The organism is Alloacidobacterium sp. (assembly GCF_035631355.1).
Classification (GTDB): domain Bacteria; phylum Acidobacteriota; class Terriglobia; order Terriglobales; family Acidobacteriaceae; genus Alloacidobacterium.
In genome coordinates, this window is record NZ_DASQIX010000060.1 from 13,650 (window position 1) to 27,454 (window position 13,805).

Annotated in this window: 9 protein-coding genes; 5 read left to right on the top strand and 4 right to left on the bottom strand. The window is 57.2% G+C overall.

The genetic code is table 11. The annotated features are described in order from the left end of the window. Positions 1-116: 116 nt before the first annotated feature. The 3 genes from VEV40_RS10225 (at position 117) to VEV40_RS10235 (ending at position 3,835) form a co-directional block, all read left to right on the top strand. Positions 117-1,379 (top strand): acyltransferase, encoded by a 1,263-nt coding sequence (locus VEV40_RS10225; RefSeq protein WP_324832105.1) that lies wholly within the window; start codon positions 117-119, stop codon positions 1,377-1,379. 58 nt (positions 1,380-1,437) lie between these two features. Then, a complete protein-coding gene (locus VEV40_RS10230) occupies positions 1,438-2,421 on the top strand; it encodes an NAD(P)H-quinone oxidoreductase (RefSeq protein ID WP_324832107.1) in 984 nt (327 codons plus the stop codon). 196 nt (positions 2,422-2,617) lie between these two features. Beyond that, positions 2,618-3,835, top strand: a complete 1,218-nt coding sequence (locus tag VEV40_RS10235) for a pyridoxal phosphate-dependent aminotransferase (protein WP_324832108.1) — start codon at positions 2,618-2,620, stop codon at positions 3,833-3,835. A gap of 297 nt (positions 3,836-4,132) precedes the next feature. Here the strand turns inward: VEV40_RS10235 and VEV40_RS10240 are convergent, their stop codons facing one another. Both VEV40_RS10240 and VEV40_RS10245 read right to left on the bottom strand, forming a co-directional pair. Further along, positions 4,133-5,329 (bottom strand): glycoside hydrolase family 88/105 protein, encoded by a 1,197-nt coding sequence (locus VEV40_RS10240; RefSeq protein WP_324832109.1) that lies wholly within the window; start codon positions 5,327-5,329, stop codon positions 4,133-4,135. A gap of 280 nt (positions 5,330-5,609) precedes the next feature. Next, positions 5,610-7,595, bottom strand: a complete 1,986-nt coding sequence (locus VEV40_RS10245; protein ID WP_324832111.1) for a serine hydrolase domain-containing protein — start codon at positions 7,593-7,595, stop codon at positions 5,610-5,612. A gap of 103 nt (positions 7,596-7,698) precedes the next feature. On the opposite strand from VEV40_RS10245, the gene VEV40_RS10250 reads away from it, so the two are divergent. Continuing rightward, entirely contained in the window at positions 7,699-9,285 is a 1,587-nt protein-coding gene (locus tag VEV40_RS10250; RefSeq protein WP_324832113.1) for an aldehyde dehydrogenase (NADP(+)), read from the top strand. Positions 9,286-9,604: 319 nt separating this feature from the next. Next, complete coding sequence (locus VEV40_RS10255) at positions 9,605-12,241, top strand: PBP1A family penicillin-binding protein (protein WP_324832114.1); 2,637 nt, start codon at positions 9,605-9,607, stop codon at positions 12,239-12,241. On the opposite strand, the gene VEV40_RS10260 is transcribed toward VEV40_RS10255, so the two are convergent. Beyond that, the gene (locus VEV40_RS10260; RefSeq protein WP_324832116.1) at positions 12,234-12,800 is read right to left on the bottom strand and encodes a DUF3617 domain-containing protein; all 567 of its coding nucleotides are present in this window, start codon (positions 12,798-12,800) and stop codon (positions 12,234-12,236) included. The two genes, VEV40_RS10255 and VEV40_RS10260, sit on opposite strands and share 8 nt — an antisense overlap. Positions 12,801-12,863: 63 nt before the next feature. Then, positions 12,864-13,805: Lhr family helicase (locus VEV40_RS10265; RefSeq protein ID WP_422652931.1), on the bottom strand; the 942-nt coding region annotated here is incomplete at its 5' end.

The following is a 13,805-nucleotide window of genomic DNA, read 5'->3' on the forward strand; positions in this document are numbered from 1 at the left end:
GGGTGCAGCCTCTCCACGGAAAGGAAATATTTCGCCTATGCCAGCGCCGAGTTTCCCCCTTCAGCTTTTCCGGACACTTCTCTGTTGCAAGAACTGCATAAGGGTAGATCAGGGTGATGTCATCGGTTTCTGAGTCGCAAATCACTGCATCCCCGATCGTCACCGGCAACACCGCCCATACCAGACCGGAGAATCGTGTTTTCTATCCAGCGCTCGATGGCGTGCGCGCTCTGGCCTTTTTGATGATCTTCGGCCTGCATTATCTTCAGCTTCCCTGGGGTTGGACTGGTGTTGATATCTTCTTCGTTCTCTCTGGCTTTCTGATTACAGGAATCCTGTTCGATACAAGCAATGACTTACATCGCATCCGGAATTTTTATGTGCGGCGAACGCTGCGCATCTTTCCCCTGTACTACGGAGTCATGCTGACCATGCTTCTGACCAGTCCTCTGATCCATTGGCAATGGAACTGGAAGTGGCTGATCTGGCCCGCATACTTGGGGAACTATGCCAGATTCCTCCATCCATACAAACTTGGTGATTCCTTCGAATTGCTTGTCGACTTCCAACTCAGAGGAACTTTGGGGCATCACCAGATTGCTTTGTCTCTAGCGCATTTCTGGTCACTATGCGTGGAGGAGCAGTTCTATCTTGTCTGGCCGTGGGCGGTCTTCTGGATTCGCAACCGGAAAAAGCTGCTTTGGATTTGCGCCTGCACCTTTCCGCTCTGTCTAACGATGCGCTTGCTTGGCCAGCACTATCTCCCCTACTGGATGCTCAAGCATGAAATCCTTTACCGGGTGACTCCGTTTCGCCTCGACTCGTTTCTGCTTGGTGGTCTTATAGCGCTTGTACTTCGCGGAAATCATCGACAGATCTTCCTGAAGCTGGCAAGAAAAGTGTTCCCATTTGCAATTGGAGTGGTTTTGCTCTGGCTGCTGCTTGCCCCTCATCGGCACTTGTGGCAGCGTCCCTACCCTTATCCCGATTGGAGATTTACCTGGGGATTGAGTGTTGTTGACATCCTGTCTGGATTGTTGATCCTCGTCGCGCTTCAAGAGGGATCGGCTGTTTTTCGATTCTTCAGCCTACGCCCATTGCGCTGGATAGGCCGGATGAGTTACGGGGCTTACATTCTGCACGACATGCCACATGCGCTTTATAAATCACTTTCTCTGATACTGGTTCGTCATTTCAATTCCGGGAGGCTGGTCAGCGAGCATTTTATTCAAATACAGGCCGCTGTGGTCACAGCGGTAGTGAGTCTCGCATCGACACTGTTTTTTGCCTGGTTAAGCTTTCGTTATTTAGAGAGCCCGTTTCTGGAACTAAAAGAGAAATGGGCAACTCGTACGGCTAGTCGTAAAACCGAAGCATAAGGGAATTCCGCGCTGGGTGCTGCCACGTATTGCCTTCGCGCCCGGATATTCTAGGGGCATGAGAATCATCGATGTCCCTCGATTCGGCGGGCCGGAAGTCCTATCTGTTGCTGAAAGACCTGAGGCCAAACCGGGCCCAGGCGAAGTCCTCATTCGAGTGGCTGCAGCAGGCGTGAATCGCGCTGATCTGCTGCAGCGGGAAGGCAAATATCCGCCACCTCCGGGGGCTTCTCCGATCCTGGGGATGGAGGTGTCGGGCCATATTGCTGAAATTGGCGCAGGGATGGATTCGCGTTGGACGGTGGCTGATGCGGTCTGCGCGCTGGTAACAGGAGGCGGCTACGCCGAGTTTTGCATGGCCAGCGCCGGATGCTGCCTGCCGGTTCCGAAGAATCTGGCCGTGGAAGATGCCGCAGCCTTGCCTGAAGCTGTATTCACGGTCTGGGCGAACCTGTTTGCGCAATCCTATTTGCATGCTGGTGAACGGTTGCTGGTGCATGGGGGCACGAGCGGGATTGGCACTACTGCGATTCAGATTGCGAACGCTTTGGGCGTTCGTGTTGTGACAACGGCCGGATCAGTCGAGAAATGCGCCTTCTGCCTCTCATTGGGAGCGGAGCGCGCTTTCAATTATCGCGAAGAAGACTGGCTTACTGGAGCGCTGGAGTGGTCAGGAGGGAGTGGCGTCGATGTGATTCTCGACATGGTGGGCGGAGATTATTTCCCGAAGCACCTGAAACTCCTTGCGCCGAAGGGGCGGTTGATCCACATTGCAACCATGGGCGGCGCGCAGGTAACGGCGGACCTTCGCGTCATCATGCAGAAGCGGCTGGTGGTGACGGGATCGACGCTGCGTCCGCGCACGATTGAGGAAAAGATGACGCTGCGCGATCAGATCGAGCGGCAGGTGTGGCCGCTGATCGAAAACGGCAAGCTGCGGCCGGTGATTGATCGCGTTTATCCGCTGGAGGAGGCGGCAGAGGCACACAAGCGCATGGTATCGAGCACGCATATCGGCAAGATTCTGCTGCGGGTCGGGTAAGACAAATCCTGGTGTCTCAGTGAGAAATGTAAACCCACATCTCTGCGAGATGTGGGGCACCCGGCACCCGGCAAAAATCTTCGCTTATTGGCGTGAAAAAGCGCAGAAACTGCGAAAAAAAGGTCGATTTTCGGCTTGTTTTCACCGCTTTTCGGGGCTACATTTGCTGGTAATCCAAAGAACACAGGAGATGGCTATGTGTCCTGTTCAGCTTGATGGAATTGGCCCGCTCGCCCGTTTCTCCCGCCGCTCGTTTCTCCGCTACTCCGCTGCCGCTTCCGTTGTTGCCTCCGTTCCCATACTCACCGAGGCGCATCTGGCGCGCGCGCAACGGAACACTCTGCCGAAGAATATTCCGCCGGGCGCGGTGCGCATCGACGCCAACGAAAACCCGCTTGGGCCATGCTCGGGCGCATGCTCTACGATCTCCGGTTTGATTCCGGAGGGCGGACGCTACGATTTCGACCTGACGGAAAAGCTGGAGAAGACGTTCTGCGAGATGGAGGGCTTCAAACCGGGCTATGTGATGGCCTATGCCGGATCGAGCGAGCCGCTGCATTACACGGTGCTTGCATTTACTTCGAAGGACAGGCCATATGTGACCGCCGATCCGGGCTATGAGGCGGGCATGTATGCAGCCAAAGTGAATGGCGCGAAGGTCCTCATGGTTCCGCTAACAAAGGATTACGCACACGATGTGAAGGCGATGGTGGCAGCTGATCCGAATGCGGGCGTGTTCTACATCTGCAATCCCAATAACCCGACGGGCACCATCACTAAGTACGAGGACATTGAATACGCGGTCGCCAATAAGCCGAAAGGCTCTGTGGTGCTGATTGACGAGGCATATATTCACTTCTCTGACGCGAGCCCTTCGTTCGACCTGGTGAAGGCCGATAAGGACGTTATCATTCTGCGGACATTCTCGAAGCTTTATGGGATGGCTGGTGTTCGCTGTGGTCTGGCGATTGGCCGGCCTGACCTGCTGGCGAAACTGCAACTTTACGGGATGAATCCGCTGCCCATCATGGCCGTAGCAGCGGCAACGACCAGTCTGCAGGTGCAGGAACTTGTCCCGCAGCGCAAGAAGATCAACGCCGACATCCGGCAGGAGACCTTTGAATGGCTCGCGGCGAGCAATTACAAGTTCACGCCCTCGCAGACCAACTGCTTTATGCTCGACACCGGGCGATCGGGCAAGGAAGTGTTGGCGGCCATGCAGAAGAAGAATGTTTACATCGGGCGCGTGTGGCCTTCGTGGCCAACGTATGTGCGGATCACAGTGGGATCACACACGGACATGGAGAAATTCCGCGCGGCTTATACGGACGTGATGAATTCATCGACGGCGGGACTTGAGCCGATGCCGCTTCCGAGGCGGTTAAGGGAGACTCCATTTACTCATTTGTCGTAGAGGGCACTAAAAGGCCTCATTTGAGAGAATACTGTTACCTCAGCGGCTAAAGCCGCACCAATTCTGTATTACTTACGGCACGGCTGAAGCCGTGCCCTTACGAAACAGCGACTTTTTCAGTTAAGAAGTCGTGCCCACTGATTATCCATTTGTGGTCTCGCACCCTTCGCAAACTGCGCGATAGGATGGGGCACCCGTTGCTCGCGGCTCGAATACGAAAAGCAGATTCTTCGTCCCCTTCCCCTCCACGTTGTGAAGGGATCAGGGTCCTCAGAATGACAGCCTTTTTGACAGCTTTTACTTGTGCTCCTTGGCCATGCGGTCTACTTCGGAACTGGCCAGGAGGAAGCCGCCGACTCCGAAGACATAGCTTGATGTTGGCTTGTAGAAAGCCGGTGCTGCGTCGACTTGCTGGATGCAATCCAGACGGCCATCGGTGTGGATGTGCGACAGGAGACCTTTCCAGGCGCGTTTAACGGCGGGCGCGTAGGTCTTGCGGTCGAGAATGCCTTCATTCACACCATAGGCCAAGCCATAGGTAATCAGCGAGGAGCCTGAGTTCTCGGGCAGAACATAGTAGGCGGGATCGAGCAGGCCGGAGCGCCACAGACCGTCTTTGCCCTGGATTGCAATTAGCTTCGCTGCCATTTCTTTGTACTGCTGCACATACTTCTCGCGGCGCGGGTCGTCTTTCGGGAAGTACTGGAGGACGCGCGCGAGTCCGGCGAGGACCCAGCCGTTGCCGCGCGACCAGAACATCTTCTGCCCGTTCGGCTCGGTCTTGTTCAGATATGTTGCGTCGCGGAAGTAGAGATGTTCTTGCGGGTCGTAGAGCAAGCTGGAAGTCTTCCACCATTCGCGGTCGAGATAGGCGAGATATTTGCCGTCATGGGTGATGGCATTCATGCGCGCCCACACTGGCGGAGCCATGAACAGGGCGTCGCACCACCACCAGGGGATTCGGGGCGCGGGATCGTTTTCGTGGGCGATAAGGTCGTCTAGCTCGGCGAGGGTCCCGGCGATCATTTCCGGATCGCGCTTTTGCATGTATAGCTCAGTGTATGTCTGGCCAATGCTCTGATCGTCGGCGTTGGGAAGATGTGAGCGCAGCTTCCAGTTGAATTTCTTCCCTACTTCCAGCATGGCCTCGTTGTACTTGCTGTCGCCGGTGGCGTTCGACGCGGCCATGAAGCCGACGTAGAGGGCGCTCCATGTCCACTCATCGCCGAAGTAGGGCTGCGACCTCTCCAGTTCCCAGTTGGTCACTTTGCGGATGGCGGTTTCGACCGCTTTCTGATTCAGCTTAGGCGAAAGGTTTTTTGCCAATGGGCCTGCATTGTCGGGCACGTCGCCTATGTGGATGGCGATGGCCTCGTCGATGCGTTTCTGCTCCTGTGGGTTGGGGAGATGCTGGGCATAGGCGCAGCTTGCGGAGAGTATGGCGACGGAAAGAATGCAGCATGAGAGTGGTTTTGCGTACGAACGAACGGGCATCTGTTTTATCTCCGCGAGACAGCCAAATGACAGTGTATGGGCATAGTGCTGCGGATGTTCCCATATAGCGGTACGCGGTGCGTCATGACTGACCGTGGCTAAAGCCCCAACTTTGTCGAGTTGAAAAGGGCGCTGAAGTCTCATTGAAGAGAAAACTGTTACCTCAGCGGCTAAAGCCGCAGTGACTTCGTACTCCCTACGGCACGGCTGAAGCCGTGCCCTTACGAAACAGCGTCTCTTTCAATGCAGAATTCTTTGCTTATGCAACAGAACTCTTTGCTTAAATGCGCCGCACTGGACCGAGCAGGTTCCAGTGGATTGCAATCCAGCTCAACACCAGACATGCGAGCGCGACAAGCGTGTATTTCACGCGGGTGATGCGGCGCAGGCCAGCGCGCCACCAGACACGGATTCCGGAGATGATGGCAAAGAAGCTCAGGAACAATGCCAGCAGCGTTACTACGTTGATGAGGAAGAGATACTTGTTCCAGGGTGGTGAGGGCGGCATAAGGTCGTCGCCCTTCTGGGCAAAGAAGATGAAGAGAGTGCCCAACATTACGACCCAGACCCAGGCGGCGGATTGCGAGACGAAGGGCAGCCATTTCGTTCCCGGCTGTGGCGCGGGCTTGCCGCGTTTCCGCAGGAAGAGTCTTCGGCAGAGGCGGCTGAGTGAGGCCATGACCACCATGGCAAGAATGGCGAGACTGGTGTAGCCCGCCGTCAATACCAGCCGGTAGTTCTCATACCAGGGCACGCGCTGGGCCTGCACGCCGGGGAAATCGTAGGCGAGGCGGATGACTTTTCGCTGTGCGTCGCGAATGGCGAACAGGCGGGCTTGCTCGCCTACTTCCTGCCATAGGTCTTTGGCGATTGGCTTCCACTTGATCGGGTGTCCGCGAAGGTCTTTTACGTCTTCAAGGTGCAGGACGCCGTCCTTATCGACGGTGGCGCGGCGCTCGTCGAAAAGATTGCCGAGGGCGAGCCGGGTGCTGTCTGACCGGCGAGTCGTCAGGTAAGTGCCCGCGACGGCATTGAGTTCGTTGCGCGGGAGACTGATAAAGGTCTGCTTTTGGTCGCTCGGGAAATAGCGGTCGGAGAACATGTTGATGATTTCCGGCCTCGGCTTGCTGCCGCCGCCTGCCGAGTTGTAGGAAACGAAGAGAATAAGCTTTTCCTTCGGCTCGACGAAGAAGAGGCTGTGAAAGGCAATCAGGTCACCTTCGTGGCCGATCCAGCGCAGATCGTTGCGCCAGGTTTGATAGAAGCCCATGCAGATGGGTGGGAGCTGGTCGCTGGCGCGAAACTGCGGCGTCCACATGGCGGCCAGCGTTTCCGGCTTGAGGATGCGTTGACCGTCGAGTTCTCCGCCATTGAGCAGCGCCATACCGAAGCGCCCCATGTCAGAGGCGGTGGAAGACAGTCCGCCAGCGCCGACGGGGTTGAAGATTTCAAATCCGACTGGCGGCTTTTCTGTGTTGTCGCGATAGCCCTCTGAAGGCAAGGCTGACAATGCTTTGGGCGGGGGCTGGTAGAAGGTGGAGTGCGTCATGCCGAGCGGCGCAAAGATGTGCTCCTGAACATATTGCTCGAAAGGCTCTCCGCTGACGCGCTGGACGACATAGCTGGCGAGTCCGACTCCATAGTTTGAGTAGGCGGGGATGACGCCGGGCGGGAAGAGCCGCCGGGGCTGGTTCTGGATGAGAAAATCACGGAGAGACACGGCCCACTTGGGATTGGTGATGATGATGTCGCGGCTTTCTTCTTCAAAGCCGGCGGTGTGGGTCATGAGATTGCGCAGAGTGACGGGTTTGCCGAAGGCTGGCTTGATCTGGAAATCGAGATAGCGGTTTACGTCGGCGTCAAGGTCGAGCTTGCCCTGCTCCTGAAGCTGCATGACGGAGACCCAGGTAAAGAGCTTGGAAATGGATGCAAGGCGGAAGATGCTGCTGTTGGGATCGACCGGCTTCTTGGTCTTTTCGTCAGCGTAGCCATAGCCTTTTTCGAGCAGGATGTTTCCATCTTTGGCCACAAGCACGGACGCTCCGGCGATGTCGCTGCGCTCAAGCTGCAAGGGGATAATTCCGTCGAAGAATGCCTGCATGTCAGATGGTTCGAGGGCGTGTCCGCTTGACGGAGTCTGCGGAGCCGCTGCTGGCTGCGTAGCAGGCGTGGGAACAGGTTTTACAGCGGGCGGAGCCGTAGGCAGTTGGGCCCAGGCTGAAATTGCAGTGAAGCAAAGAAGAGCTGCGGCACGAAAAGGAGTCATGCAAAATCCCCCAGACGCAAATGCGCCACAATTCTAACAGCAGGGGTGCGCGTTGCCCTCTTCGATTCGCATCGATATCGTGGTAATTAGAGGAAGGTCCACTATGCTCACTGGCACATCGATTCTTGGCGCTCGGCGCGGCTCACAAACAGGAGCTACATTTCACGGCATCAACCCGGCGACGGGTGAAGAATTGCAGCCGGCGTATATCTCCGCATCAGCCGAGGAAATTGACGCCGCTGTGAAGCTGGCTGAGGAAGCCTTCGCCAGCTACAGCAAGCTCTCCAATCAAAAACGGGCACAATTTCTGCGCAGTATTGCCGAAGGGCTTGAGTCCATTAGAGACCAGGTGATCGAGCGCGCCAATCTCGAAACGGCGCTGCCTGCCGCACGTCTACAGGGCGAAATGGCGCGGACAGCGAACCAGATGCGTCTCTTCGCCGATGTTGTGGAAGAAGGCTCATGGGTGAATGCGTGCATTGACACGGCAGACGCCGAGCGCAAGCCGCTGCCTAAACCGGACCTTCGCTCAATGCTGCAGCCGCTGGGGCCGGTCGTGGTTTTCGGGGCCAGCAATTTTCCGCTGGCGTTTTCCGTCGCGGGCGGAGACACGGCGTCGGCGCTGGCGGCAGGCAATCCGGTTGTGGTGAAGGCGCATCCGGCGCATCCGGGCACAAGCGAGCTGGTCGGCAATGTCATCCGGGACTGCGTAAAGGCCAACGGACTGCACGAAGGCGTGTTTTCGCTGATCTTCGATTCTGGAATTGAAGCGGGCACGCGGCTGGTGAAGCATCCTCTGATTAAGGCTGTTGGATTCACAGGTTCACTCAAAGGAGGCCGGGCGCTGATGGATCTGGCGGCGAGCCGTCCTGATCCAATTCCCGTTTATGCGGAGATGGGCAGCACGAACCCGGTGTTTATTCTGCCGGGAGCGATTGAGCAATATGACAAAATCGCCGCCGGCCTCACCGGCTCGTTTACGGCTGGCGCGGGTCAGATGTGTACCAAGCCGGGGCTGGTCTTTCTACCACCGAAGGATGAATCAGCGAATCTGGTCGCAGACCTGCGCCAGCGGGTTGCCGATCTGCCGGGTTTTACCATGCTGACGCCGGGCATTGCCGCACAGTACCGGCGCGGCGTCACACAGCGGAGCGGGGCAGATGGTGCGCGTCTGGTCTCGGGATTCGCGCCGGATTCCGGCGGAGCGGGAACGACAGCCGCTTTATTGGAGGCGGATGCTGAACAAATTCTTAATCAGCCTGAATTGTCGGAGGAAATATTTGGGCCTACGACGCTGCTTGTTCGGTACAGCAGCCGCGAACAGATGCTGGAAGCGGCGCGCGGTCTCGAAGGTCATTTAACTGCAGCGGTGCTGGGCACGGAGGAGGATCTCGCCACACATCAGGACCTTATCGCCATTCTCGAGCGCAAGGTTGGACGGCTGATCTTTAATGGCTATCCCACAGGTGTCGAAGTCTGCCATGCGATGATTCACGGTGGACCTTATCCGGCGACTTCGGATGGTCGGTCAACCTCGGTAGGCAGTCAGGCGATCTTTCGATTTGCCCGTCCGGTCAGCTACCAGAACATGCCGCAGCTGGCGCTTCCGGAAGCCTTGAAGGACGGCAACCCGCTTCGGCTGCTGCGCAAAGTAAACGGAAAAATGACGCAGGATCCCATATGGGGCTAAGAGATATGGAGGCTGCTGAAAAAGTCGTATAAACAAACCCAGTTACCTCAGCGGCTAAAGCCGCAATCATTTTTTCCGCTCTTATGGCACGGCTGAAGCCATGCCCTTACGAAACCAGCTCGCTTTTACAGTGATTTCGAGTTTCCGCAAGCTGAGATACTTATCTCTTTGCATCAAAGTAAGGAACTACTCCTCTGCTCGTTCGCGCGTCTTACCAGAAGGCCGCCTTGCAGCCAGCTTGCAGGGGGGTGGCTTTTCGTGGACGCCTCTGCGGCGCGAACGGATTGGAACCGTTAGAATCAGAGGTGGTAGTCCCGCATTGGCTCTCAAAGTAAAACTCGCGCCCCCATCCTTGTCCGGTAACCTGCTCAACCGCAAAGTGCTTACGATTGCCGCCGTGGCGGTTGGCGTTATTGCGGTCTTTTTTATCGCTGTTTTCAGCTTTTACTGGGTCAAGTACAAGAACATTGTCGATGAGCGGCTGGAAAAGCCGCTATTCGCGAATACGGCGAAGATCTATGCGGCACCGCGCGAAGTGCGTCCGGGGCAGAAGCTGACCGCGAGTTTTATTGCGCAGGAGCTGCGGGAGGCGGGCTATACGCAGGACGGCACGAACCCGGTATCGCCGATGGGCACCTATTCGCTGAATGCCGACAGCATTACCGTCCATCCGGGGCCGCAGTCATATCATGCGCCGGACAGCGCTACGATCAGCTTTGAAGGCAGTACGGTAAGCCAGGTTACTGATACCAATGGCGAGCAGCTTGCCGCCTATGAACTGGAGCCGCTGCTCATTACCGGCCTTTCGGACCAGAACCGCACCAAGCGGCGGCTGGTGACGTATACCGAGCTGCCGCGTTATCTGGTTCCGGCGGTAACGTCGATTGAGGACAAGCGCTTCTTTGAGCACGGCGGCGTTGACTATATTCGACTTTTCGGCGCGCTGAAGAGCGACCTGCTCTCACGCCGCTATAGCCAGGGCGGATCGACACTCACCATGCAACTGGCGCGTGGCTTTTTTCTGACGCCGCAGAAACACTTCAAGCGCAAGGTGATTGAAATTCTTATCACTTTTCAGCTTGAACACCGGTTTACCAAGCAGCAGATTTTCCAGATGTACGCCAACCAGATTCCGCTGGGGCAGCAGGGCAGCTTTGCCATCAACGGATTTGGCGAGGCTGCGCAGGCGTATTTCGGCAAGGACGTGCGCCAGCTTAACCTGCCGGAATGCGCGCTGCTGGCGGGCCTGATTCAGAGTCCCAGCCGGTTGAACCCTTACCGGCATCCGCGGCGCGCGCTGGAGCGGCGCAACCTTGTGCTTGACGAGATGGTTGAGACGGGAGCCATTACAAAAGACCAGGCCGAGCAGGCAAAGGCCAGCGCGCTGAATCTAGCGACGCAGAGCGTCGACGCAAATGAAGCCCCATACTTCGTTGATCTGGTGCGCGATCAGATTGTGCAAAAGCTGGGCGACGCCGAATACAACCAGCAGGGACTGCGCATCTATACCTCGCTCGATCCGCAGTTGCAGGAAGCAGCCACGGAAGCCATCGATATCGGCATGAAACATGTGGATGAGCTGGTGCTGCGGAAGCATACACATCGCGCTTCGAGAAAGTCTCCGCCGGTGGTGGACAGCAACATCGTTTATCCCCAGGTGGCCTTGATTGCGCTGAATCCGCATACGGGGCAGGTACTGGCGCTGGTTGGCGGGCGTAACTATGGCATGAGTCAACTGGACCATGCGGTGGCGCATCGCCCTACGGGTTCGATATTCAAACCCTTTGTCTATGCCGCAGCGTTTAACACCAGCCTCTCGGGGGCGCAACTGACCAACAGCGACGGCGTCAGCGGCGTGTTTACTCCTGCAACAATGTTGAACGATACACCGACAACCTACATGGTCGGCGACCAGGAATACACGCCGCATAATTTTCACGGCGAAGATTATGGCGAGATTACAGCAAACTATGCGCTGCAAAAATCGCAGAACGTGGCCACGATTGCGCTGGCGCAGATGGTCGGCTTTAACAACGTGGCCGCGCTGGCGCGCGATGCCGGCATCAAGTCGGCGCGTGGAACACCTTCAGTCGCCATCGGGGCGTATGACGCCACGCCGCTGGAAATGGCGGGCGCATATACGGTCTTTGCTAATGGCGGAGTGAAGATTGATCCCTGGATGCTTGCCTCCGTACGCAATACGAACGGGGACGTAATCAGCGACTATGCTCCGACGAGCAAGCCGATTCTCGATCCGCGTGTTGCCTATCTGACCACCAGCATGATGGAGAATGTCATCAACCATGGAACGGCGGCGGGCGTTCGCGCCATGGGCTTTACCGCTCCGGCTGCGGGCAAGACCGGCACATCGAACGATGCGTGGTTTGCCGGATACACGTCGAACCTGCTGTGCATTGTCTGGGTCGGCAATGATGATTACTCGGACATCAAGCTTGAAGGCGCGGACGCGGCGGCGCCTATCTGGGCACAGTTTATGAAGCGGGCCGTGGCGCTGCCGCAGTATTCAGACACGAAGGACTTCGATCCTCCGCAGGGCGTCACGGTGGTGCAACTCGACAAGGCCACCAACCTGATTGCGAATGCGACTTGCCCGGATTCGTATACGGCAGCGTTTCTGGATGGCACGCAACCCACCGATACCTGCGACCACGCTAACGGCGACCAGCGAAACCTTTTCCAGAAGATTTTTGGGCTGGGCCAGAGACCGGTCGCGCCTGCTCCGCTCCAGGCGCAGCAACCCGCGCCGCAACCGGCAACGCCAATGACTCCGCAGCCCAATCCCGCGCCGGGGATTGCGGCGAATAATCAGGAAACAGCACAGCAGCCTAAGAAGAAGCGCGGGTTCTGGAGCCGCTTGTTCGGCGGCGGCAAGAAGGATGACCAACAGCAGCAGCAACAGCAACAACAGGCTGAGCCGCAACCGAACCCTAATTGACCGGACGGCCTTCTCCGGGCTTGATGTCGCCGCAGTCTGAACTGACAAAGTGCGTGTCGAATTTCATGTCAATGGTCACAGGTTTCATGGCCTGCGGCCCCTGGAGCTCTGTCCTGACCATGTGCACCGTGCCGTGCCCCTTTTCGTCGCTGTCAAAGTGCATCTCGACACGCCCAGAGGTCTTGGAATTGGATGAGGTGCAGTTAACCTCAACGACGCGGTCCTGGGCGGTTTGCGAAACGTTGGTGTTGGTGCAGTCCGCATTCTTTTCCTTGTTGGCCAACGAGTCGTTCCACTTGTCAAACTGGTCTTTAGTCACGCAACTGCGGACTGCGGACGTTTGCGGCCCGCCACCCATCATGCTCTGAATGCGCGCCCGCTGGTCGGGCGGCATCTGCGCAAGACGCGCCTGGAGGTCTGGCGGTATCTGCATGCCGCTGACGGATGAAGTGAAATTTGATTCCCAAAGGCCGGTCTTGAATGGAATGTTTGTCTGGGCCGAGGCAATGGCTGCGCCGCATACGGCGGCCAACCCGAAGCAACAATGAAATACGCGCATGAACTCCTCCTCAAAGTGAGCGGCATCGTTATACCACACCGCTTCGACGAAACGTTCATCAATTTATTGGAGTTCTGTTGACGCGTTCTCTATAACCTGCGGGATGCGTCTCACGTTCAAGCCGAGAGGCGCGGCGTGGAAACCGGCATCCTGCAGAAAGCGGGACAAAGGATGCAGATGCGCGGTCTTTCCGTTGATGGTTGAGATCAACATGCCGCCGCGACGGCTTCCCTCGCCATCCTTGCGCATCTCGTCCTGCGCCAGAGTGAGGAGAAATGCGGCGAGATCGCGTGCGGTATTTGTTTGTTCAGGATCATTGGCCGGAAGAAAAACCAGAACATTCGGGTTATTGCGGCGCAGATAGGCGATGAGTTCGCCATTACGCAGAATGACGGTTGCTCCTACGCTGCGAGTGAGCGAGCGCGATGCGCCGTCATTTTCATCTTCGATCTGTACAACAGGCCACGGCAGCGCCGCTCCGTAAGGATTGGCGGGATCCGTGGCGGCCAACGCCAGCATTTCTGTGCGTTCTGATTGCGGTCCGATTCGCAATGACCTAAGCAGATCGACGGCGGAAGGCAGCGCGAACTGCGTAGCGCCAAGACCGGCGACAAAATAGCCGCGCCGAATCCGACCGCTCTCTTCCATGGCTTTGAGCACTTCGTAGATGGCGCTGAAGCCACCGGGAATGTTCTCCTGCGTCACTGTTTCACGAGCGATGATGCCGTGCCGGTGAAGAAGCTGTTGCGCGATAGCATGGCTCCACTCCGTCTGCGAAGCGGCGCTGGTTGGAAGGAGTGCCCAGCGGCCCTGCGCCGCGGGTGGCGTAGTCCGGCGTGAGCGAAAGCTCTGAAGGTTGTGTTGATGCTTTGCCGGACGCGATGCAGAGGGCCTGACGACATAAGCGCGCAGCGCGTGAAATGTGTCATTCGTGACGCTGCCCTGCCACAGCAGACTCCACAGGCTATCCAGCGTTTCGCCGGGATAGCCCCCTCCGACAGCATC

Bases quoted from the DNA above. Each gene is read 5' to 3' on its own strand.
- VEV40_RS10225 (WP_324832105.1), top strand. From the start codon at position 117: ATGTCATCGGTTTCTGAGTCGCAAATCACTGCATCCCCGATCGTCACC.
- VEV40_RS10230 (WP_324832107.1), top strand. From the start codon at position 1,438: ATGAGAATCATCGATGTCCCTCGATTCGGCGGGCCGGAAGTCCTATCT.
- VEV40_RS10235 (WP_324832108.1), top strand. From the start codon at position 2,618: ATGTGTCCTGTTCAGCTTGATGGAATTGGCCCGCTCGCCCGTTTCTCC.
- VEV40_RS10240 (WP_324832109.1), bottom strand. From the start codon at position 5,329: ATGCCCGTTCGTTCGTACGCAAAACCACTCTCATGCTGCATTCTTTCC.
- VEV40_RS10245 (WP_324832111.1), bottom strand. From the start codon at position 7,595: ATGACTCCTTTTCGTGCCGCAGCTCTTCTTTGCTTCACTGCAATTTCA.
- VEV40_RS10250 (WP_324832113.1), top strand. From the start codon at position 7,699: ATGCTCACTGGCACATCGATTCTTGGCGCTCGGCGCGGCTCACAAACA.
- VEV40_RS10260 (WP_324832116.1), bottom strand. From the start codon at position 12,800: ATGCGCGTATTTCATTGTTGCTTCGGGTTGGCCGCCGTATGCGGCGCA.